The sequence below is a fragment of the Deinococcus planocerae genome (assembly GCF_002869765.1).
GTDB classification, from domain to species: Bacteria; Deinococcota; Deinococci; order Deinococcales; family Deinococcaceae; genus Deinococcus; species Deinococcus planocerae.
In genome coordinates this window covers 48,476-70,850 of the sequence record NZ_PNOR01000010.1, presented here as the reverse complement: position 1 = coordinate 70,850, position 22,375 = coordinate 48,476, and the positions used below count along the sequence as shown (strand labels likewise).

Sequence of the window (22,375 nt, the reverse complement as noted above, 5' to 3'; positions counted from 1 at the left end):
GGGCCGCCCTCACAGCCGCTCCTTGAAGAAGGCCACCGACCGCGCGAGCGCCGTGTAGAGATTGCGGGTCAGGTCGTGGTTGTCTCCCGGGTAGACGTAACTCTGCACCGGCTTGCCGATGCTCCGGAGCTGGGACACGAGGGACGTGTGGAAGGCCACGGGCACGTCCTCGTCCGCCGTGCCGATGTGGAGTTGAAGAGGGCCGCCGAGGTCGCGCAGGTAGGAGTTGGCGCTGAGGGCGTTCCAGAACTGCGGGTTGGCCTTCGGTGTGCCGTACTTCTCCACCGCCCTCTTTCGCAGTTCGAGCACCCGGCGCGGGATGGAGGCGGGAACGGGGCTGTTCCACTCGTTCATGATCTGGTCGTAGTCGCCCACCACCCCGGCCCAAATGACCCCCGCCTTGACGCTGCGGTCGATGACCATCGCGCGCAGGGTGAGAAAGCTGCCCATCGAGTGCCCCCACATGCCGATGCGGTCGGCGTTGACGCGGGGGTCTTTCTTCAGACTCGTCAGCGCGTTCATCACGTCCGTGGTGTAGCCGGGCGAGTAGTAGCCGCCGAGGGCCTCCCCCTGGCTGCTGCCGTGCCCCCGGTAGTCGCTCTTGAGGGTCACGAAGCCCGCGCGGGCGAAGGCGTCCTGGTAGGCGACGTAGCGCTCGGTCGTCCGGTACACGTCCGGCGGGATGTAGCCGTGGTTGAACACGACGGCGGGCCAACCCCCGGCGGGCGGCGTGCCGTTGGGGACGGTGAGGAGCGCGTTGATCCTGAGCCCGTCCGAGAGGTAGCTCACCACGTAGCGCCTGTAATTGCTCCCGGCGCGCAGGGTCTGCCGCACGGTGAGGGCGCTCCCCGGGTACGCCTTCTTCCGGGCGGCGGGAATGCTCATCTGCGCGGCGTCCACCTTCGCCAGCGCCGCCGCCGACTGGGCGTGCGCGGTGGGGGCGGCAAGGACCAGCAGGGGCGGCAGCAGGACGAGGGCTCGCTTCATGGAGGGCAGCCTAAGCGGCGCGGATGAGCGCGACGGGATGACCCGCCACCAAGGCACGCAGAGCGAACGTTCAGCGCCCCCTCAAGCGTCTGTCATGGGCTTACAGCCGCGCGTCCAGCGGCTCGCTCTCCAACGCCAGCACGCCGAGCACGCACTCATGGACCCGCCCCACGCCTGCCCCCTCGACGAGGCGGTGCAGCCCCTCCAGTCCCAGGTGGAACTCGCGCAGCGCCCGGCTCCGCTTGGCGGCCAGCGAGCGGGAACGCAGCCGCCCCAGGTTCTCCGGGCGGGTGTACTCCGGCCCGTAGATGATCCGCAGGTACTCCCGGCCCCGCACCTTCACGGCAGGTTGCAGGCTGCGCTTCTCCGGGTCGAGGAAGGCGAGCGGCTTGACGACCATGCCCTCGCCGCCGTTCTCGGTGAGGGAGAGCCACCACTCGGTCGCCTCCCGCTCGCTCGCCTCATCTCCCAGGGTGACGAGGCGGTGGGCCGTGCGCCCGAAAAGCGTCGGGTCCGCGTCGGCCAACCTTCCCAGCATCTCCAGGTGCCAGAGGTGGTCCTTGTCTGCGTGGACGGCCCCCTCCGAGGCGAGGAGGTGGAAGGGCCTCACCTGCACGTCCCCCGGGCCCTCGACACGGCGGACGTAGGCGCGGTAGGCGTCCCGGTAGGTGAGGAGGTTGCCCGCCCGCTCGCGGGTGCGTTCGAGCAATTCACCGACTTCGAGACCACGCGCCCGCGCCGCCTCCAACGCTGCCACGGCAGCAGGCAGGGCCGCGTTCCCCGCCGCGCCGACCGCCGCGTACTGGTTCCGGATCAGCTCCTCCGCCTTCAGGCTCCACGGCAGAATCTCGGCGTCGAGGACGAGCCAGCCCGTGTTCAGCTCCTCCCACAGCCCGGCGCGGGTGACGGCGGCGCGGGCGCGGGTCAGCACGTCCGCCTCCCAGTCCTCCTTGAGAAAGGGGCGCCCGGTGCGGGTGTAAATCCGGCCCGTGCCCTCCCCGCTGAAGCGTTGCCGGGCCGCCGCCTCATCCCTTGCCAGGACGAGGACGGCGCGGCTACCCATGTGCTTTTCCTCGCACACGACCCGTTCCACGCCCTGCGAGCGGAAGTAGGCGAAGGCTTCCTGCGGGTGTTCCAGAAGGTCCTCCCGCGCGCTCGTCTCCACCGGGCTCATCGTGGGCGGGAGGGAGGGGCACCACGCCGGGTCCACCCCGAAGCGCCCGAAGGTCTCGACTGCCGCCGCCCGCTCGCCCTCCCGCAGGGCAATGCCGCCGAAGGTGCGGGTCTCGATCCGGGCCTTCCCCGTCAGGGCGGCGAGGTCGGGCACCCCGTCCGTTCCCGGCGTCTCCGGTGCGGCGAGGGGACGCGCGGGCACCGTGTACTGGGCGTGGGCGGGCACGCTGACGGTCTCCATCTCCGGGTAACGCAGTGCGGTCAGCGAGCCGCCGAACGCGCAGCCGGTGTCGATGTTGAGGGTCCGGTTGACCCACCTCGGCCCGGCGACGGGGGTGTGTCCGTACACCACATACGCCGCCCCCCGGTACTCCTGCGCCCAGTCGCGCCGCACGGGGAGGCCGAGTTCGTCCGTGCTCCCGTCCACGTCGCCGTAAAGGGCGAAGGACCGCACCCGTCCCGATGCCCGGCCCTGATACCGCTCCGGCAGCCCCGCGTGCGCGACGACCACCCGCCCGCCGTCGAGGACGAGGTGGCTCACCAGCCCGTCGAGGAAGGTCCGCACCCGCGCCCGAAACTCCGGCCCGGCGGCGTCCAACTGCTCCAGCGTCACGTCCAGCCCGTGCTGCGCCTTGACCGCCTTGCCGTCCAGAGCGCGCCCCAGCTTGTCGTCGTGGTTGCCGGGAACGCACAGGACCGTGCCCGCCCCCACCATCCCCATCACCAGCCGCAGCACGCCCGCGCTGTCGGGCCCCCGGTCCACGAGGTCGCCCACGAAGACGGCGGTGCGGCCTGGGGGAGGGGTGACCGTCTCGCCGTCCAGCCGGTAGCCCAGCCGCTCCAGCAACTCCCGCAACTCGGGCAGGCAGCCGTGCACGTCCCCGATGAAGTCGAAGGGCCCCGTCAACTCCTTGCGGTTGGTGTAGAGAGGGACGCGCATGACGGTCGCCGCCTCGACCTCCTCTTCAGAGTGCAACACCCAGACGTGCCGGAAGCCCTCCTTCTGGAGGCCGCGCAGGGTGCGCCGCAACTCCGAGACCTGCCGCCCGATCACGGAGGCCGGGAAGTCCCGATCCGTCCGGGCCGCGTGCCGGGCCTCCAACACCGCCCTCGGCAAGTCGAGGACGATGGCGACGGGCAGCACGTCATGTGCTCGGGCGAGGTCCACCAGACGGCGGCGGTCCTCCGGGCGCACGCTCGTTGCGTCCACCACGGTCAGTCGCCCGCGCGCGAGCCGCTTGCCGCCCACGAAGAACAGGCTGTCGAAGGCGTCCCCCGTCGCCTCCAGGCTGTTTTCGTCGTCGCTGACGAGGGCGCGGAAGAAGTCGCTGCTCAGCACCTCGCTGGGGAGGAAGTGCCGCGCCGCGAAGGACGACTTGCCGGAGGAGGACGCGCCGACGAGGGCGACGAGGGAGAGTTCGGGGAGGGGGATGTGCATGGGGCGAGACCTCAAGGGCCGATGCTCGCACATGGGAGGAGGATAGGCATGGGCAGATTGGCGGAGGGGGGATCGGTAACCTAAGTGTGGATAATCAGGTAAGCTAATCCTATGGCTGATGCCCCGAATCAAACTCAATCTCTTACTCAAATGGTACAGGATGTCAGAGCTGGAAGGCTGATGTTACCTGAGTTTCAGAGGGATTTTCGTTGGGACTTAGAACAAACACATGAGCTGTTTGATTCCCTTATTCAAGATATTTTTATCGGTTCTATCATATACGGCAAACCATCTTTTGCGATGACACTACGTAAAATTGATGATCGTAAAAGAAAGTCCGGGAGAGATAAAAAGTCAAGTAAAAATAGCGAACCTGAGTATTTGAATGAAGTTCAAATGAGACAGAAATCCGATATGGGACTCAGAGTTATATTAGACGGTCAACAAAGAGTGACAAGTATATACCGTGCGTTGACTGGCGAGGGTGGAGATCAGGTTTGGGTTTATTTTAAGCCTGATGTAGACCCAAGGACTCTATCTAGTCAAAAATTAGAGGACGTGTATGATAGAGTTGCTGGAGAAGACAATGAAAATTATGTATGTGTGAGATTGGAGGACGCCTATAATATAGAAGTAAAAAGCTACGAAGACGAAGATTTAAACATGATATTTAGTAGGACGAAATTTTCAAATAGAGTCGACATTGACTCAGAAGAGTTAGAGAGGGCTAGGAAAATATATCGTAGGGCAGCAAGACTATTACTCGCTCTCTTCAAGCAAGAGAAATTGGTTACATTCCATTTATTAGACATGAGTTTAGAAAAATTTTGTGCCTTTTTTGAGAGAAGTAATAGTAGAGGCATACAACTCAACTTCACGGATGTTCTCGCCGCCAAGTTATACTCTGGTTTCAATCTACGAAAAGAGTTTAAATCTTTAGAAGCCGAGTTAGGAGAGAGCGTTAACCGAGAGTTGATGGTCAGAACAGTTGCGCTTTTGAAACGGTCCAGTAATAACGGGACCACATCCAACCGCAAGATTGATAAACAAGCTTTACTAAACGAACTAGAGGCACACGATTTCAATGTGTTTTGGGGCGTAGCTGCTGCTTTGTATAAAAAGACCAGAAATTATTTGCAAACTCAGAGGCTGCTGGTATCATCGTCACTTGCGCCGTACGAGAATATGCTAGTACCGTTGATGATATTTATGCACGAAGTAGGAGACACAAGTAAAGTAAACCAGGATCAGGCGGAATTTTTGAAGTGGTGGTATTGGTCCTCGATATTCAGTTCAAGATACTCGGGAACTACAAACGAAACTATACTGTTAGATGTTGAGGCACTCAAAAGTATCGCGAAAAAGCAAAAACTTCCTCCAACTTATTTTTCCACTTTTCGAAGCAAGTTGGAGGAGCCCAGTGATCTTTTAACCTATACACGTCCATCTGGTGCTATATATAGAGGCATTTTGAATTTGCTTCACTACAGTGCGCCAGATGGCCTTCTAGATTGGAATAGTACACAGAAAGTGGGAACAAATGATAGATTGGAAGAGCACCATATATTTCCTAGTGCTCTGCTTGATCAATTCGACAACAAGGTTCTCGATCAAGGTTTAGCGAAGGAGTACGGAGATTCTGTAGTCAATCGTGCTCTGATGCCAAAACTTACTAACATAAAAGTTGGCAAAAGGTGGCCGGAGGATTATTTAAACGAACTTAAAGAGTCGAACCGTCTACTAGATAAAAGCTTGGAGGCCCAGCACATACCTAAGGAGTTGCTAAATGGCATGGAATTTCATAGTTTTTTAGAGGCTAGGAGTAGGGCGCTATTTAAGCTAGTAAAAGCCTTTACATCAATGAGGCAGGATTTAGTAAGGGAACTTTGGTCTCTTTAAATTAAGCATCTTGTGTTGTTGAACACCGCCATCTGCGTCACCGGGCCGTACTCGGGATGCACCTCGCCCACGTCCTCGAACCGCACCGCGTAGCCGTGGTCCCGCGCCGCCCCCTCCGCCCAGGCCCGGAACTCGGCGCGCGTCCACTCGAAGCGGTGGTCGGCGTGCCGCATCCCGGCGTCCTCACCGAAGACCGCGTTGTATTCCCGGTTGGGCGTCGTCACGACCACCCTCCCCGGGCGCGCGTCGCCGAAGAGGTTGGTGGTCAGGGCCTGGAGCCGGTGCGGTTCGAGGTGTTCGATGACCTCCACGAGGGCGGCGGCGTCGAAACCGCGCAGCCGGGCGTCGCGGTAGGTCAGGCTGCCGTGCAGGAGGCGGACGCGTCCGGCAAGTTCGGGGCGCTCCCGCAGGTGCAGCTTCTCGGCGGCGATCTCCAGGGAGCGGGCGCTGACGTCGAGGCCCACAAGTTCGCGGAACTGCGGGGCGGCGAGGAGACGGCGCAGCAACTTGCCCTCCCCGCAGCCCAGGTCGAGGATGCGGGCGGCGCCGCTGGCCTTCAAGACCTCCGCCACCCGGTCCAGCCGCTCGTCGTGGAGGCGGGGTCGGGCCTCGCGCGCAGGCTCCTCGTCCTCCGCCTCCGGGGTGAAGGTCGCCTCCGCCTGCCGCACCAGCTCCCGGAAGCGCAGGAAACGCCTCGTGATGAACTCACGCTCCGGATGTTCGTCCAGCCACCCCGAACCGTGCCGCAGCAGCTTCTCCACCTCGGCATCGTCGAGGTAATAGTGCTTGCGACCGTCGAGCACGGGCAGCAGGACGTACAGGTGGGCGAGGAGGTCCCGCAGGCGCACCGTGCCCGCCAGCCGCAGCCGCACGTAGGGCCGCTCGCCCCAGTCCGGGAAGAGGGGGTCGAGGGGGATGGGTTCCGCCTGCACCACGTACCCCAACGGGCCGAAAAGTCGTCCGGGCAGGTCGGCGGGACCCCGCGCGGCCACGCAGGGCAGCTCGGCGACGAGGGGCAGCGGCGTGTTGGCGAGTTCCTGCCGCTCCTTGCTCCGCCCCGTCATCGCTGTGCCGAAAGCGTCGCGCAGGGCCACAGCGAGGAAGCTGCCCCCCGCGTAGGGCCGGTCGTTCACGTACGGTTCGAGCGGGGTGCCCTCCCCGGCGCGGGTGTGGCGCGAGAGGGCGACCGGATCGACCTCCAGCAGCAGGGCCGCCGTGCAGCTCTCCGGGGTCGCCTCCGGGTAGAAGACGGTGGACCGCCCGAAAGGCAACTCACGCACCAGCACGCGGCCCGGGTGCTTGTGCAGCAGGAAGCCCAGGTCGGTCGCCGGGAAAGCCTCTGGTCCGGAGCGGGTGGCGGTGAGGGTGAGGAGCATCGTGGGGGCAGGCTAGCGCGGCCCCTTTGCTCTGGGCGTCCGTCATGTGGCGGAGCCGGGGGAGGCACGCTGGCCCGCAGGCACCCCGTACAATCGGGGCTGATGCTGTGGACCCGGCCCCTGACCATGCTGCGGCTGCTCGCGCTGCTGGTCGCCAGCGAACTCGTGCGCACCGGCTTTTTCGTGTCGGCGCTGCCCGTGGCGGGGCCGGGGCTGGGGCTCGGCGCGGCGGTGATCGGGCTGATGGTGGGCGGGCACTACCTCGCCGACGCGCTCGCCAAGGGGCCCCTGGGGCTCGTCACCGAGCGGTGGGGGCTGGGCCGGGTGCTCGGGCTGGGCGCGGCACTCGGGCTCGCGGCGGTGCTGGGGGCCCGGCTCGCCCCGTCCCCCGCGTGGGGGGTGTTGGGCTGTGCGGTGTGGGGCCTCGCCTACGCCGCCCTCTGGCCGGGGGTGATGAGCACGTCGCAGACGCTGGCCCGGCCCGGACGCACGGCGCGGGCGCTCGCGGTCTCCAGCCTCAGCGTCGCCCCCGCCATCCTGGGCGGCGTGCTGGGGGTAGGACCGCTGATGCAGGCGCGGCCCGAGACGGCGTGGGCGCTCCTGGTGGGCGCCCAGGTCGCGGCGCTCGTCCTCGCCCTCAGCCTGTGGGGGCTGCGCCTGCCCGGCACGGCGGAAGGGGGGGGCGGGAGCCGGGTCAGCGTGTGGCGCGGCTGGTCGCGGGTCGCGGTGCTGCTTCCCGCCGCCTTCGCGCAGACGCTGGCACCTGGGCTGCTCGTCACCGTGTTCTATCCCCTCCTCGCGCGGCTGGGGCTGGGGCTGGGCGACCTGATTGGGCCGGGGGCGCTCGCGCTCGCGGTGTTCGGGGCCTCGTTCTGGGGGGCGGGCCGGGTGGCCGACCGGGCGCACCCCCGCCGCGCCCTCGCGCCCGGCCTGCTCCTGCTCGCGCTGACCTTCGGGGTGGCGGCCCTGCCCGGGGTGGAGACGCGGCTGTGGCTCCTCGCCCCCCTGCTCGGGGTCGGGTACGGGGCCTTCGTCGTGGGGTGGAACGGGCTCGTCGGGCGGGTGCTGCCGGACGCCCACCGCGCCGCCGCCTGGGGCACGGTCATGGCCGTCGAGGCGCTGGGGTACGCGGTGGGCCCGGTGCTGGGCGGCCTGCTGTGGGCGAGCTTCGGCCCGGCGGGCGTCTTCACCCTGGGGGCCGCCGTCTTCCTCCTCGCAGAGGCGTACTACCTCCTCCCGGGCCGGATGGTCACGCGCCCGCTGCCCCAGCCGCAGGGGGAGACCTCCTGACCGTCCTCTTCACCGGCCTCTCGTCGCCCTTCCCAGTCTCCTCCGGCCCAGACCGTGGGGCTCTGTGCTCATCCAGTGATCCGGCCCAGCCTGCACGATAAGCCGATGGCAATGGTCGTTCTGCTTGGAGGTGCCTCGGGCACAGGAAAAACGCAGGTGAGCTACCCGCTCGCACACCGCTTGGGGATCAGCGTGACGGAGGTGGACGACCTGCACCTCGCGGTCATGCACCTGACCACGCCCGAGCGACAGCCCGCCCTGCATTGCTGGTTCACCCACCCCGACCCCGGTTCCCTCTCCGCCGACCAGATCGTGCGGGCCCACCTGGCCGCCTCACGTGCCCTGCCGCCTGCGCTGGAGGCCGTCGTGCTGAACCACGTGAAGGAAGGGCCACCCCTCGTGCTGGAGGGCGACTACCTCCTGCCCGAGTTGGCGGCGCGCCCGGCCCTCGTCGACGCCTTTGCGCGTGGCGAGGTCCGGGCCGTCTTCTTGCACGAGCCGGACGAGGAGCAACTCGTTCGCAACCTGCGGTCACGGGAACCCGGGGAGGGGGAGCAACGTGGCCGGGCTCATGTCAGTTGGAACCTGAGTCTGTGGCTCCGGGAGGAGGCCGAGCGTTACGGTCTGTCCGCCCTCCCCGCCCGCCCGTGGGAGACGTTGCTCGACCGGCTGGTGGACGCCCTGAAGTTGGCGTGAGCGGAGATCACCTCAACCTGTCCTGGCCCCCCGGCCCGCACGGTCACAGCCCCTCCGGATCCAGGAGCAGCGGCTCCTCCACCTCGAAGGCCTCGGCGTAGCGCACCCGGGCGAGGGTGCCCCAGTACATCAGGCGGGCGCGGCGGCGCTCCACGACCTCGGGGGTGACCGTCTCGGAGACGTGCCCTCCGGCGAACTGGCTGGCGTGCGCGCGGATGGCGGCCTCCCACTCGGGCAGGACCGCCTCCACGTCGACGAGCACGTTCGCCGCGATGTCCCCGTTGCCCTGGTAGAGCAGCACCCGGGAGACGCGGTGCGGCTCGCCCTCCAGATCGGCCCGGCGCAGCGCGGCGAGGTGCAGCGCCCGCCGGGCGAGGTGGGAGGTGCCGAAGTGGTCGGGGTGGCGGTCCCGGGGGTGCGGCAGGGCGAGCACGCGCGGGCGCACCTCGCGCAGCACCCCGGCGAGGGCGTGGGCCCCCTGCGGCGTGTCGGCCAGTTCCCCGTCCGGGAGGCCGAGCTGCCCGCGCCACGCGAGCCCCAGAATCCGGGCCGCCGCCACGCACTCCGCCGCGCGCTCCCCCGGGGTGCCCTGGGTGCCGCGCTCGCCGCGCGAGAGTTCGAGGACGCCGACGGCCCGGCCCGCCCGCGCCAGCCGCAGCAGGGTGCCCCCCGCCCCGATCTCGGCGTCGTCGGGGTGGGGAGCCAGGCAAAGCCAGTCGAGGGGCCGCGGGGTGCCGAAGGTCGTCTGCGCCGTCATGCCCCGCAGGATAGGGGGCGGGGAAAGCGGCCCCTACCCCTTCGCCGACCGGCGCGGCACGAGCGCCATCACGCAGGCGTAGACGACCACGTGCATGAGGTTGAGGATCAGAATGACGGAGACCGGGACGTTCGGGATCGAAAAGGGCGTGACGAAGGAGGCGACGAGCAAGGCGAGCGCGAGGACCGCGAAGATCCGGTTGGGCTGACGGGTGAGCCGGGCGATCAGCGCGTACACCACGCCCGCCCCCAGCGCGCCGATGAACGACAGGCCCAGGACGGGCACCACCGAGAAGGGCATCTGCCGCGGCCCGGCGAGCACGTCCTGAAAAGCCCCCGGGGGGGGGGGGGGGGGGCGGGGGGGGGGGGGGGGGGGGGGGGGGGGGGGGGGGGGGGGGGGGGGGGGGGCGGGGGGGGGGGGGGGGCGGGGGGGGGGGGGGGGGGGGGGGGGGTGGCGCGGGCCGCGCGCACGGTGAGCGCGACCGGATCGCTGGCGGGGAAGGTCAGTTCGGGCGCCTCGTCGAGGAGTCGGTCCTGCCCGCTCTGCGGGGCGGGCGGCAGCGGCAGGAGCAGGGGCGTGTGCGTCCGGGTGGCGACGAGACGGCGGGCCCTGACCTTCAGAGGGGACCTCCTGCCGGGCGGGGCGTGCCGGGTCTGGCAGGTGTGGTGGGGACGGGCGAGGGCGGCGCGGGGGTGTGCACGGCGGCCACGGGCGCGAGGCCCCCAGGCGCCACCGGGCACCCCAGGCAGACGAGGGCGTACCAGATGTGGTCGGCGTCGCCGCAGAGGTGGTGCCTGCCGCTCAGGTACAGGTCGTGGGACGCGACCGGCCCGAGCACCCGGCGCACGTCGCGCAGCGAGGCCTCGCCGGACCCGAAGGGGGACGACACGAACACCCGGTCGAGCGTGCCGGGCACCCAGCGGCAGGTGAGGGACGAAAGACTCAAGGGGTCCTCCAGGGAAGCTCCCAAACGGGGGGGTGCGAGATGCCAGACGGGCTGCCGGGGCCAGGACTGCATGCCTTCCTCCTGCGCAGGTCTGGCCTTTCGTGTTCGGGCCGAGGCACCCCTGGTACCCGGACTGACGGCCTGCGAACTCCCTTGCGGGCGGCTACTCCCCGGCGACGGCTCCCCTTTGTCTCGATGGTAGGGACCCCGGTCCCCGCCGCGCCATGCGTCTTCCTTAAGCTCGGTTCGGGCCGCCTCACATCCTCCGGGGTCCCGGATGAGGATAGGCCGCACAGCCGGGGTTCGGCGAAGGGGGCAGGGGGCTGGCCCTCACGAAGTTCCCAGTGGGGCCTGTTACGGTGGGGGCACAACCGCGGGGGAGTAGCCGCCTGAGAGCAGGTGCGCGCGCCGTCAGTCCGAAAGCAACGCTTTCCGGCGCTTCGCAGCGAGGGCCAGACCCACAGGAGGGAGGTGTGACATGCACCCGTCCGCCCGGGTCTGGCCCCCGCTCACCCACCGCCCGCCGTGAAGGCTCTGCCCGGCCCAGCCGGGCCGAACACGACCCTGACAGGTCGCTCAGACAGGTGGCCGAGTCAGGCGCCCGGCCCCCACCGCCCGCCCGCGCGGCCCGGCGCCTCCCCCGTCGGTGCGGGCGGAAAGGACCCCAGCGATGACCCTGCGTGTGCTTGTTCCCACCGACTTCTCCCCGGCGGCGGGGAAGGCCCTGGCGGTGGCGCGCGCCGCCTTCCCGGACGCGCGCCCCCACCTCCTGCACGTCGCCCCGCCGCGCCCCGCCCGCTCTCCGGCGGGAGAGCCCGCCCGCGAGCGCGAGGCCCTGGACGCCCTGGGTGGGGGAGCCCTCGCCTCCGGGCCGCCCGCCGAGGAGGTGCTGCGCTGCGCGCGGCAGGGGGCCTTCGACCTGATCGTCCTCGGCAAGGCCGGGCCCCGGCAGTCCGAGCGCGGGGCGGGCCCCGTGACCGAGCGGGTGATCCGCGACTCGCCCGTGCCCGTCCTGAGCGTCTCCGCCGCCGCCCCTCCCGTTCCCGGGTCGGGGGCGCGTGTCCTCCTCCTGATGGACTTCTCGCCCGGCGCGCTCGGGGCGCTCGACTTCCTGCGGCGGTCGTGGCCGGACGCGCAGATTCAGCCGCTGCACGTTGTGGACCCGGGGGCACTCGACACGCCGCTCGCGCTGCCTATGCTCTCCAGCCCCCCCGCCCTGCGCGGCGCGAGCACCCGACTCCTGCGCGAGCGCAACGAGCTGTGGGAGCGCGAGGCCCGCGGGCGGCTGGAGGGCCTGGGCGGCGGCGAGGTCGCCTGGGGCCCGCCCGCCGAGGTCGCCCTCGACCGGGCCCGCCGCGGCGAGTGCGACGTGATCGCCCTGGGCACGAGCGCCAAGCGCGGCCTCGACCGCCTGCTCTTCGGCTCGGTGGCCCGCCGCATCGTGCGCGAGTCGCCCGTCCCCGTCCTGACGGTCTCCGGCCCGCTGCCCAAGCCCGCTTGAGTCTCGCCGCGTCATACACCGCTTCAAGCGCCTCGCTCTGCGACCTGGGGCGCAGGGGAGGGCAGAATTATAAAGACTCCGCCCTCCCGGGCTTCCCGGGCTGTGGTGGAGAAAAGTTGGCGTGCTACACACGCGAAGTCAAATCAGGCGTCCGAGTCCCGAGGGGGGCCGCCTTGGTCTTCCAACCCGTCTAGCAACCCTGTAGGATAGCCGTCGATGCTGCGGAGGTTCTTGCGCTCCCAGTAGCGTCTCAAGCCCTCCTCGCCCCAGGCCTCCGCTTGGCGGGTCAGGGCCGAGCGTTCCTCCCGGAAGTCGAGGAGCGGCACGCCGAAGCCGCAGGAGGTCTGCACGAGGTTCACGCGCAGCTCAATGATCTGCCGGGTGCCGGGCAGAAGGGTGAAGGCTGAGGCGCGGGCCTCGAACTCCGGCGTTCCCAGGGCCAGCGCGCAGCCCACGCCGTAGAGCCGCAGGATCAGCGGCGAGCCCTCGAACGCGCAGAACATGAGGGTCAGGCGGGGCGATAGGCGTAGGTGGGCGGCGGTCTCGTTGCCGCTGCCGGTCAGGTCGAGGTACGCGACGGTGTGGTCGTCGAGGAGCCGCAACGTGTCCAGCCCCCTGGGCGAGATGTTGACCCGCCCCTCCGGCGCCGCGCTGCCCGTGAAAAAGACGTGCTGACGGGCGATGAACTCGGCGTGCTCGGGGAGGATGCGGTCGAACTGCTTCGCCATAGACCCAGGATAAAAAAGAAAAAGGCCCCCGAGTGGGGACCCTTCTTCTCTTGACTTCGCTCAGACCGCGAGGACCTGGCGACCGTTGTAGTAGCCGCAGCTCGGGCAGATGTGGTGGCTGAGCTTCTTGGCGTGGCAGTGGGGGCACTCGCCGAGGGTGGGGGGGGTGAGCGCGTGGTGGCTGCGGCGCATGTCGCGCTTGCTCTTGCTCGTCTTCTTCTTGGGAACGGGGTGCTTCGCCATGACTCTTTCTCCTCGGGAAGCCGCTCGGCGTCTGGGACTGGTGGAACGCTGCCGGGGCTTTTCTGCTCAGCCCTCGTGGGCGAGACAACAGCCGGGAGTATAACACGGCTGCCTGGATGGAGGCGAGGGGCCAGGTGCCTCTCCCCGCCGGGTGCGGGACGCCGCGCGGCATGAGGACGGCGGGTCACCCTGCCACTCCAGCCCCAGCCTGTTCAGGAGGTCCGTCGGCGCGAAGGCCGCCCACACCCGCCCGGTCAGGACTCCCGGAAGGCGGGGAGGATCAGGGTCCTCTCCTGCTACCACGCGGCGTGTTCGGTCGCGCCATCCGTCCCACCCCCACCGTGTCCCCCGCCCAGGGTCGTCACGGCCCGCGTTCTTCCGTCCAGGTAGGAGGATCGCGCAGGGCGTTTTAGAGTGCTCGCGTGCATGAACTCGCGCTCCCTTCCGTCACGCTGGCGCAGGGGCTGTATTTCCTCGACCTGCTGGGGGTCCTCGCCTTCAGCCTGTCGGGGGCGCTGCTGGGCGTGCGCAAGAGGTTCGACCTCTTCGGCGTCCTGGTGCTGGGCTGCGTGACCGCCGTCGGCGGCGGGGCGGTGCGCGACAGCCTGACCGGGCAGGCCCTCCCCGTCTTCCTGCGCGACGAGACGTACCTCTGGATGGCGCTCGCGGGGGCCGTCCTGAGCTTCGCCTTCGGGGAACGGCTCGCCCGCTTCGAGAAGGCCCTGAGCGTGTTCGACTCGCTGGGCCTGAGCCTCTTCGCCGCCTCGGGGGCGCTTGGGGCCATCGCCATCGGGCTCGGGCCGCTGGGGGTGACGTTTGCCGGGATGCTCAGCGGGGTGGGGGGCGGCATCATCCGCGACCTGATCGCCAACGAGGTCCCCGAGGTCATGTACCGCCGCGACCAGCTCTACGCGACCGCCGCCGCCGGGGGCGCCCTCGTCGTGTATCTGCTGCACGGCCACGTCACGACCTTTCAGGCCCAGCTCGGCGGCATCATCACCGTCTTACTGCTGCGCTGGGTTTCGCGCCGGGGGTGGGTGCGGCTCCCCGTGCGGAGGTTGCCGGGGGGGTAGGTAAGACTTCGCCGGATTCCCCACCGTCTGCGGGCGGGGGGGCACGTTACAAAACGGCCATGATCCAAGCGGAACGGGTGCAGGTGCTCAGGCCGGGCGAGCCGTCGGGGAAGGGGTTCGTCTTGCTGTGGGTGCAGTCGAGCGTGCGGACGCGGGACAACCACGCCCTCGAGTACGCGGCGGGCGAGGCGCGGCGGCTGGGTGTGCCCCTCGCCGCCGTCTTCGGCCTGAACCCGGATTACCCGGAGGCGAACGCCCGCCACTTCCAGTACCTGCTGGAGGGCTTGCGCGACCTGCGGGCCGGGCTGGCGCGGCGCGGCGTCCCCCTGCGCGTTGGCGTCGGCCACCCGCCCGACGTGGTGCTGGACGCCGCCCGGGGTGCTTGCCTCGTCGTCACCGACCGGGGGTACCTGCGCCCCGGACGCCAGTGGCGCGAGGCCCTCGCGGGGCGGCTGGAGGTGCCCTTCGTGCAGGTCGAATCTGACGCAGTGGTGCCGATCCGCACCGTGTCGGACAAGCAGGAGGTCGGCGCCCGCACCCTGCGGCCCAGGCTCCACCGCGTGCTGGAACGGTTCCTGGTGCCCGTGGACGTGGAGGAGGGAGCGCAGGGCCACCCCGACTGGGACCCCGGCCTGGACGTCTCGGACCCGGCCCTGACCGTGCGCGCCCTGGGGGTGGACAACAGCGTGCCCCCCGGCGAGGAGGAGGGGGGCGAGGCGAGGGCGCTCGCCCGGCTCGACCACTTCGTCACCCGGTTGCTGCCGCGCTACGACTCCGGGCGGCGCGACCCCAACGTGGACGGGGGCAGCCGCCTGAGTGCCTACCTCCACTACGGGCACCTCTCGCCGCTGACGGCGGCCCTCGCGGCGCGGGAGCACTCGGACGGCGGGCCCGGCCTCGACACCTTCCTGGAGGAGATGATCGTGCGGCGGGAGCTGAGCTTCAACTACTGCGAGTTCAACCCCGCCTACGACCGCTACGAGGGCCTGCCCGCCTGGGCGCGAAAGACGCTGGAGGAGCGCGCGGGCGACCCCCGCCCCCACCTCTACACCCGTGAGGAACTCGACGCGGCGCAGACCCACGACCGCTACTGGAACGCCGCCCACACCGAGATGGTCCGCACGGGCCGGATGCACAACGCGATGCGGATGTACTGGGGCAAGAAGATTCTGGAGTGGGGCCCCTCGCCCCAGGAGGCCTACGACACGACCTTGTGGCTGAACAACCGCTACCAGCTCGACGGGCGCGACGCCAACTCCTACGCCAGCGTGGGTTGGGTCTTCGGCCTGCACGACCGCCCCTGGGCCCCGCGCCCCATCTTCGGCAACGTGCGCTACCTCGCCGCCTCGGGCCTGAGCCGCAAGTTCGATGCCGACGCCTACGCCCGCAGGTGGACCTGACGGGGGGGCACACCTGAGCATCTTGCTCACCTCACTCCAGCCGGGGTGGTATGCTGCGCCGCAGGGCCGCTGGTGTCCGGCTCACACAAAACAGGGCAGCGCAAGGTCTGCCTTCCCCGGCGTACCCCGGGAGGGCAGAAGACGAGGTGGAGGTGAGCGAGGGTTTCTGCGGATGCCTCCAGGCCCCGGCACGGGCCTACCCGACCTTCCTCCGGGGAGGTGAAGCGCGGCGATAAGCTTCTCGCGGTGACGCGGAGATAAGGCCGCGCGGTGCCCACAAACCCACCCAGACACCGCCCGCCCTGGCCGTGCGCCGGGAGCGGGTCAAGGAGCACGTATGTGCGGAATCGTCGGATATATCGGAGGCAGGCAGGCGCAGGACGTGCTCATCTCGGGCCTCGCCAAGTTGGAATACCGCGGCTACGACAGCGCGGGCGTGGCCGTCGCGGACGGCGAGCGGGTCGTGGTGAGGAAGAAGGCCGGGAAGCTCGCCAACCTCAGCGGTGAACTCGTCCACCACCCCCTCCCCGGCACGCTGGGCATCGGGCACACGCGCTGGGCCACCCACGGCCTGCCCAACGACACGAACGCCCACCCCCACGCCACCGAGGACGGGCGCATCGTCATCATCCACAACGGGATCATCGAGAACTACCTCTCGCTGAAAGAGGGCCTGATCTCACGCGGCCACACCTTCAAGAGCGAGACCGACTCGGAGGTGCTGGCCCACCTGATCGAGGAGGCGTACCAAGGGGACCTGTACGAGGCCGTGAGACAGGCCCTCTCGCAGGTGCGCGGCGCCTACGGCATCGTCGTCACTCACGTCGCCCACCGCGAGATCGTGGCGGCCCGCACCGTGAGCCCGCTCGTCATGGGCGTGGGCGAGGGCGAGATGTTCCTGGCGTCGGACGTGCCCGCCCTGCTGCCGTACACGCGCAATATGGTCTTCCTCCACGACGGCGACATGGTGGTGCTGCACGACGACGGCTTCCGGGTCACCGACTTGCAAGGCAACCCCGTCGAGCGAAGCATCGACCGCATCGAGTGGGACGCCGAGGCGGCGGAGAAGGGCGGCTTCGACACCTACATGCTCAAGGAGATCTACGAGCAGCCCACCGCCCTGACGAATACCCTGATCGGGCGCCTGCACGACGACACGGGCGAGGTGAACCTCGACATCGGCCTCGACCCCCAGAGCTTCAAGCGCATCTCGATCATCGCCTGCGGCACGGCCTACTACGCGGGGCTGGTGGGCGAGTACCTGATCGAACAACTCGCGCGCATCCCGGTCGAGGTGGACGTGGCCTCCGAGTACCGTTACCGCTCGCCCCTGGTGAGCGAGCAGACCCTCGCCATCGTGGTGAGCCAGTCGGGCGAGACCATCGACACGCTCGAAGCCCTGCGTGAGGCGAAGAAGGGCGGCGCGAAGACCCTCGGGGTGATCAACGCCAAGGGAAGCTCCATGACCCGCGAACTCGACGACACCCTCTACATCCACGCCGGGCCCGAGATCGGCGTGGCGAGCACCAAGGCGTACACCGCCCAGGTCAGCGCGATGCTGATGCTCGCCCTGTGGCTCGCCCGCGCGCGCGGAACGCTGAGCGAGACGCGGGCCCAGGAACTCCTGCACGCCGCCCGCGAGCTGCCGCGTCTGGTGGAAGAAGCCCTCGCCCCCGAGCGGGTGGAGCAGATCAGGCGCGTGGCCGAGAAGTACGCAGGCGCCCGCGACTACCTCTTCCTGGGCCGCGGGGTGAACGCACCCACCGCCTTCGAGGGGGCCTTGAAGCTCAAGGAGATCAGCTACATCCACGCGGAAGGCTACGCGGCGGGCGAGATGAAGCACGGCCCCATCGCGTTGATCGACGAGAAGCTCCCCGTCGTGGTGATCGCCACCGAGAGCCCGCTGCTGGAAAAGACCATCTCCAACGTGCAGGAGGTGCGCGCCCGCTCCGGCAAGGTGATCGCGCTGCTCTCCGACGGCGACACGGAGAATGCCGGGCACGCCGACGACGTGTTGTACGTCCCCCGCGCCCACGAGGCGGTGAGCCCGGTGGTGAACGTGGTGGCGCTGCAACTGCTGAGCTACTTCACGGCGACGGCGCTGGGCAAGGACGTGGACAAGCCGAGGAACCTGGCGAAGTCAGTGACGGTGGAATAAGTTCGGTTTGATCGGGCGCGTCGAATGTATGTCGGAAAAAAGTTCTTTACTTTAAAAAAAGTCATTGACTTCTGGAATAAAGTTTCTTACTCTCGTTTAGAGCTACTCATCTGGATGGGGTAAGTTTTCAAAATACCACCCCGCCACCGTCCTGGGCGAGCGCAAGCTCGCCCCTACTGTTATGGAGGCCTATGGCGAAGCGCAACAGAGGCTTGACCAAGGAATCAATCCTCAAGCGGTGGAAGGAGGGGAGGGGCCAGGGTGAGGGGGCAGAGTACCAGCCCTGGTTGTCCATTCAGGACGTTCCTTCCCAGGGGCAGGTCAACCGTCAGCGCGGGTGGAAGACGGGACGGGTTCACCACCTGATGAGTTTGAACGAGCTGCGCTACTTCTACCTGTTGGAGTGGGCTCCAAACGTTATAGACATCCGCGAGCAATTCCCACTCTGGCCCCCCGAGGAGACCGAAGCCATCGCCAAAGAGTTGGGGTTCAAACACCCCTCACCGCCTGGAGGCGGGTCTATGGTCATGACTTCCGATTTTTACATCTCTTTGCAGGATGGCGAAGATGCAGTGCGGACTGTGAAACAAGGTGTAGAACTGAGTGATGAGCGCACTGTACAGAAGCTCGATATAGAACGTGAATACTGGAGTAGGCGCGACGTAAGCTGGGGTATTGTTGTAGCTGATGACATCCCCCTCCCTTCGGTGGAAAACATTGAGTGGCTGCATTCGCACCTTATTCTTGATGGGTTTGACTTAAATCCTGACGATGTTCCTACGCTAACCCAGTATCTGACTAGTGAGGTACGTACCAGTGCCGACGCTCTTTCCAACGTTGCTCGCCGGTGTGACGATGACTTGGGGCTGGAACATGGAAGCTGCCTGGCTTTAGCGCGGCATTTACTCGCCACTCGGCAGTGGGAGACAGACATGTCCATTCGGATTAACCCTGCCCGTCCGCTCGTCTTGCGTCAGGCTCGGGAGGAATAGACTGTGCATCTCGTCGAAAACGTGTTGATGGAGACGGTGTTAGACGACAACACGATTTGCGCCGAGCGTGTTCTCTATATCGACCGATCTACCGACGCTCTTGTAAGCATCGACCTTCTTAAAGAAAAGGCGTTGCCTACTTGGTTCAAGCTCTCCGAAGTGGAGGCAGAGGTTGACAGAGGCAGCAGGCGTCTTCTCCGGCATGATCCGTGGCTGGCTACTCCACGTGGAGACGAACAACTTAGTGAGGCTGAGCGTTCGGGCCGGGACCGGGCCTGGGCTGCCATAGAACCCGTCGTGCAGGCCAAACCGGAGATGTACGAGCGCAAGGCGCGGGGCATCCTCATCGCCCAGGTCATTCAAGAGGGACGCGCGACCAAGCCGACCCTCTACACCTACCTGTACCGTTATTGGCGGGGCGGCCAGACTATCTTCGCCCTGATTCCTCGTTTTGAAAACTCTGGCGCCCTAGGTAAGACACGCACAAGCAGTGCAGCGAGTGGCCCGAAGCGTGGCCGGAGGACGACCGTTGAGAAGCTAACGGGGGAGGCCCCAGGAGTCAACGTGGACGAGCGCACCCGCGCGCTGCTGGTCCAGATTGGGGAGGAGTTCTACGAGAACAAGCTGGGGGTCACTAAGAAAATGGCCTATGAGGCGGGGATCATGAAGTACTTCCACGAGGGCTACGAACCGCTCCCTGACGGAACGCGAGTACCCATTTTGCCCTCGCCGGAGAAACTGCCGACCCTGGCCCAGTTCGACTACTGGTACGGCAGAGCCAAGAACCCGGACAAGGCCCTCCTCGCCCGTGAGGGCAAGCGCGCGTACAACCTCAAGCACCGGGGGATGCGCGGTGAGTCCACCTCAATGGCCTACGGACCCGGCTCGCTCTACCAGATCGACTCCACCGTGGGGGACGTGTATCTCGTGTCCTCCCGCGATCCCCGCCTCATCGTTGGCCGTCCGGTAATTTACGTTGTGGTTGATACTTTCAGCCGCCTCGTTGTCGGCTTCACCGTCGGATTGGAAGGACCAAGTTGGATGGGGGCCGTGCTTGCCTTCGAGCATGTCGCCACGGATAAGGTCGAATACTGCCATTCCCTGGGAATCCCCATTACGCCGGACCTCTGGCCCGCACAGCACTTCCCCGAAGCCGTGATTGCGGACCGAGGCGAGTTGGAGGGAGGTAGCGCAGATGCTCTTGTCACAGGCTTCGGGGTGCGCGTTGCGAACACGCCCCCCTACCGTGCTGATTGGAAAGCCATCGTCGAGCGGCGCTTTCGCCTGATAAACGACCGGATCATCCACTGGCTACCGGGCGCAGTGCGGCGTAGTGTGCGTGGCGATAGAGACTACCGACTGGACGCCGTTATGACGCTCGCCCAGTTACGTAAAGTTCTCACGCTCTGTTTCCTCGAACACAACCGGACCGCCCTCATCCCCAACTACCCACGCGACGAAGACATGAAGCGCAGCCGTGTGCGTGCCAATCCCTTGGAGTTGTGGCACTGGGGCCGGGAGCATCGCACGGGCCGTTTGAAGTACTTCCCTCCCGAGACCGTACGCCGGGGCCTGCTGCCCCGCGCCAAGGCGGCCATGACGCCACGTGGTCTGCGCTACGGCCAGCAGTACTACACCTGTGAATACATTGAGGCACATGATTGGCGGTCCAAAGCGCGCCAGAACGGGACGTGGCGCGAGAGCATTGCGTTCGATCCCTGGTCAAGCGCACAGATTTGGCTGGAACTGAAGGGCCACAAGGACCTCATCCCATGCGAGGAGATTCCAGGGTTGAATGCTGCTGGCGGTGTTCCTTGGCCCGAGCTGGAATTGGAGTATGCCCTCGACGAGCTGTACCGGCGGCGTGACCAGGGCCACCGCCAGCAGACCCGGGCGCGGATCGACGTTCAAATCCAGCAGGTGATGGACGAAGCCAAAGTTCAAAGCGCGTCCATACCGTCCACCGAGTCGAACGCACAGCGCGTACGTGGCATTCAGGGAAACCGTCAGGTCGAGAAACTCTTCGAGCGGGAGGGTGCGGGTCAGGCCTCGCCCGAGTCGCCACTCAAACCGCCGTCTAAGGGACCGAACCGTCCCACAACTATCCCTCTGTTTGACCCGTCCGTCTCGGCAGAGCTGGATGCCCTCGTGGACGATTGGGAGGACTGAATGACGATTGAAGCGTTTTCACCGCCACCCGTGGATGGAGCACGCCGCGTGTACAGGGCCAGCTACTCGACCGCTGAGAGCGATACCTGGCTCGACAACCCCTTGATTGAGGCCCTTCCTCCCTTGATGACGGACGGCGAGTTCTCGAAAGGGGTCCGCTTCTTCCCTCCACATGATAGGGAGATGACGCACCATCCCAAGCATCTGCGGTTGATGTATATCCAGAGAACTTTGCAGTTCTTTGTACCGATGGAAAAGCACCTTCTGCTCCACCAACGGCTGGCAAGAATCATCCGCGACGGTTATATTCCTCGCAACCCTATTCACGATCTTGGGTGGAGCCGCCTACATCAGCAGGTGGAACACATCGCCCAGAAGCTCAAATATGGAATTGAGCAGTATGAACCTCCATCTGCTTTGGGCTTCGCTCTAATCGGCCTCGGCGGCACTGGGAAGACGGTAGCTGTAAAAAATGTGCTACGTACCTACCCCAAGGTGCTAATCCACCGCACCTATACGGATAGCCTCGGGCGTCCGCATCACCTAATGCGGACGCAGATTGTCTTTCTTAGACTCGATTGCCCCAACGACGGCACCTTGAAATCCCTGTGCCTGAATTTCTTCAAGGCCGTGGATGAACTGATTGGAAGCACAAAGTATCATAAGGATTATGGCTTTAAGGGCACCAGGCAACGGACTGCCACCGAAATGTTGCCCGATATGGCGAAGGTTGCGGCCCTGCACTCCATTGGTTTACTAATTATCGATGAAATTCAATTCCTCAGCAAGCAGAAAAGTGGTGGCCGTGAGCAGATGTTGCAATGGTTCACCGAACTGGTCAATACAATCAAACTTCCCGTCGTGTTGATTGGAACACCGCGGGCCGATGAAGTCCTCAACTCGGCCTTCTGGCAGATGCGCCGCAATGCCGGGCAGGGTGAGGGTCATTGGGCCCGTATGGCGCAGGACGGGGAGTGGGACAGGTTTCTGTCCTCCATGTGGCGTTACCAATTTGTCAAGCACCCGTCCCGGATGGCCGAGACCACCGACAAGGAGGGGAAGACAGTCAAGCAGGTGCCGCGCGATCTGAGCGAGATGCTGTACGACGAGTCGCAGGGGATCGCTGACTTCGCCGTCAAGATGTTCATGATCGCCCAGGAGCGTGCCATCAACTCCGGGCTGGAACAACTGACCCCCGAACTTATTCATCAAGTTGCCAAAGATGCCTTCGGTAAGGCGAGGATTATTCTTCAGGGCATCAAGAACAACGATCCCAAGGTGCTGGCGCAGGTGGACGACGTGAAGTTTGATTTAGAGCGCCTCCGGGAGAAGAACACTCCCCGGCCTGTTCACGCTCAGGGCGATGTACCTCCACCGGTCTCTCCTCCCGAAGGCCCCTTGAGTCAACTCGGTCAACCGGAACACGCTGCCGTGACGCCGCTCCTGCCCCCGCTTGTGAAGGACGCTCTGACCCGTGGCTTGAGTGGGATGCAGGGGTTGCGTGATGCCGGTTACATCTGCTCGCCCACCGAGTTCGGCTTCTGAGGGC

18 protein-coding genes are annotated in these 22,375 nt (G+C 66.4%); 10 read left to right on the top strand and 8 right to left on the bottom strand.

Annotated elements, in window-relative coordinates; genetic code table 11:
• Positions 1-9: 9 nt before the first annotated feature.
• Both A7B18_RS07575 and A7B18_RS07570 read right to left on the bottom strand, forming a co-directional pair.
• A complete protein-coding gene (locus A7B18_RS07575) occupies positions 10-987 on the bottom strand; it encodes an alpha/beta hydrolase family protein (RefSeq protein WP_102126080.1) in 978 nt (325 codons plus the stop codon).
• A gap of 100 nt (positions 988-1,087) precedes the next feature.
• On the bottom strand, positions 1,088-3,598 hold the full coding sequence (locus A7B18_RS07570; RefSeq protein ID WP_102126079.1) for a polynucleotide kinase-phosphatase: 2,511 nt from the start codon (positions 3,596-3,598) through the stop codon (positions 1,088-1,090).
• A gap of 111 nt (positions 3,599-3,709) precedes the next feature.
• On the opposite strand from A7B18_RS07570, the gene A7B18_RS07565 reads away from it, so the two are divergent.
• The gene (locus A7B18_RS07565) at positions 3,710-5,497 is read left to right on the top strand and encodes a GmrSD restriction endonuclease domain-containing protein (RefSeq protein ID WP_102126134.1); all 1,788 of its coding nucleotides are present in this window, start codon (positions 3,710-3,712) and stop codon (positions 5,495-5,497) included.
• Here A7B18_RS07565 and A7B18_RS07560 read toward each other — a convergent pair.
• Positions 5,494-6,873 carry a 3' terminal RNA ribose 2'-O-methyltransferase Hen1 gene (locus tag A7B18_RS07560; RefSeq protein WP_102126078.1) on the bottom strand — a complete coding sequence of 460 codons (1,380 nt, stop codon included), beginning with the start codon at positions 6,871-6,873 and terminating at the stop codon, positions 5,494-5,496. The two genes, A7B18_RS07565 and A7B18_RS07560, sit on opposite strands and share 4 nt — an antisense overlap.
• Positions 6,874-6,975: 102 nt before the next feature.
• Here A7B18_RS07560 and A7B18_RS07555 point away from each other — a divergent pair, with 102 nt between their 5' ends.
• Both A7B18_RS07555 and A7B18_RS07550 read left to right on the top strand, forming a co-directional pair.
• Positions 6,976-8,163: an MFS transporter gene (locus tag A7B18_RS07555; RefSeq protein ID WP_102126077.1), complete on the top strand. Its 1,188-nt coding sequence runs from the start codon at positions 6,976-6,978 to the stop codon at positions 8,161-8,163.
• Positions 8,164-8,319: 156 nt separating this feature from the next.
• A complete protein-coding gene (locus tag A7B18_RS07550) occupies positions 8,320-8,859 on the top strand; it encodes a hypothetical protein (RefSeq protein ID WP_219722100.1) in 540 nt (179 codons plus the stop codon).
• Positions 8,860-8,902: 43 nt separating this feature from the next.
• Here the strand turns inward: A7B18_RS07550 and bshB1 are convergent, their stop codons facing one another.
• From bshB1 to A7B18_RS07535, 3 genes are all read right to left on the bottom strand, one after another.
• Positions 8,903-9,616: a bacillithiol biosynthesis deacetylase BshB1 gene (bshB1, locus tag A7B18_RS07545; RefSeq protein WP_102126075.1), complete on the bottom strand. Its 714-nt coding sequence runs from the start codon at positions 9,614-9,616 to the stop codon at positions 8,903-8,905.
• A gap of 33 nt (positions 9,617-9,649) precedes the next feature.
• Entirely contained in the window at positions 9,650-9,937 is a 288-nt protein-coding gene (locus tag A7B18_RS07540; RefSeq protein WP_146009488.1) for a DUF6069 family protein, read from the bottom strand.
• 295 nt (positions 9,938-10,232) lie between these two features.
• Positions 10,233-10,562 (bottom strand): hypothetical protein, encoded by a 330-nt coding sequence (locus A7B18_RS07535; protein ID WP_146009487.1) that lies wholly within the window; start codon positions 10,560-10,562, stop codon positions 10,233-10,235.
• A gap of 670 nt (positions 10,563-11,232) precedes the next feature.
• Here A7B18_RS07535 and A7B18_RS07530 point away from each other — a divergent pair.
• The gene (locus A7B18_RS07530) at positions 11,233-12,063 is read left to right on the top strand and encodes a universal stress protein (RefSeq protein ID WP_102126072.1); all 831 of its coding nucleotides are present in this window, start codon (positions 11,233-11,235) and stop codon (positions 12,061-12,063) included.
• Positions 12,064-12,206: 143 nt separating this feature from the next.
• Here A7B18_RS07530 and A7B18_RS07525 read toward each other — a convergent pair whose 3' ends face one another.
• Both A7B18_RS07525 and rpmF read right to left on the bottom strand, forming a co-directional pair.
• Complete coding sequence (locus A7B18_RS07525) at positions 12,207-12,791, bottom strand: pyridoxamine 5'-phosphate oxidase family protein (protein WP_102126071.1); 585 nt, start codon at positions 12,789-12,791, stop codon at positions 12,207-12,209.
• A gap of 60 nt (positions 12,792-12,851) precedes the next feature.
• Positions 12,852-13,034 carry a 50S ribosomal protein L32 gene (rpmF, locus tag A7B18_RS07520; RefSeq protein ID WP_102126070.1) on the bottom strand — a complete coding sequence of 61 codons (183 nt, stop codon included), beginning with the start codon at positions 13,032-13,034 and terminating at the stop codon, positions 12,852-12,854.
• Positions 13,035-13,456: 422 nt separating this feature from the next.
• On the opposite strand from rpmF, the gene A7B18_RS07515 reads away from it, so the two are divergent.
• The 6 genes from A7B18_RS07515 (at position 13,457) to A7B18_RS07490 (ending at position 22,371) form a co-directional block, all read left to right on the top strand.
• Positions 13,457-14,107: a trimeric intracellular cation channel family protein gene (locus tag A7B18_RS07515; RefSeq protein WP_102126069.1), complete on the top strand. Its 651-nt coding sequence runs from the start codon at positions 13,457-13,459 to the stop codon at positions 14,105-14,107.
• 59 nt (positions 14,108-14,166) lie between these two features.
• Positions 14,167-15,507 (top strand): deoxyribodipyrimidine photo-lyase, encoded by a 1,341-nt coding sequence (locus tag A7B18_RS07510; RefSeq protein WP_102126068.1) that lies wholly within the window; start codon positions 14,167-14,169, stop codon positions 15,505-15,507.
• Positions 15,508-15,844: 337 nt separating this feature from the next.
• The gene (gene glmS / locus A7B18_RS07505) at positions 15,845-17,665 is read left to right on the top strand and encodes a glutamine--fructose-6-phosphate transaminase (isomerizing) (protein WP_102126067.1); all 1,821 of its coding nucleotides are present in this window, start codon (positions 15,845-15,847) and stop codon (positions 17,663-17,665) included.
• Between the two features lie 191 nt (positions 17,666-17,856).
• The gene (locus A7B18_RS07500; protein WP_102126066.1) at positions 17,857-18,657 is read left to right on the top strand and encodes a TnsA endonuclease C-terminal domain-containing protein; all 801 of its coding nucleotides are present in this window, start codon (positions 17,857-17,859) and stop codon (positions 18,655-18,657) included.
• Positions 18,658-18,660: 3 nt separating this feature from the next.
• On the top strand, positions 18,661-20,826 hold the full coding sequence (locus A7B18_RS07495; RefSeq protein ID WP_102126065.1) for a DDE-type integrase/transposase/recombinase: 2,166 nt from the start codon (positions 18,661-18,663) through the stop codon (positions 20,824-20,826).
• Positions 20,827-22,371 carry an ATP-binding protein gene (locus A7B18_RS07490; protein WP_102126064.1) on the top strand — a complete coding sequence of 515 codons (1,545 nt, stop codon included), beginning with the start codon at positions 20,827-20,829 and terminating at the stop codon, positions 22,369-22,371.
• Positions 22,372-22,375 lie beyond the last annotated feature (4 nt).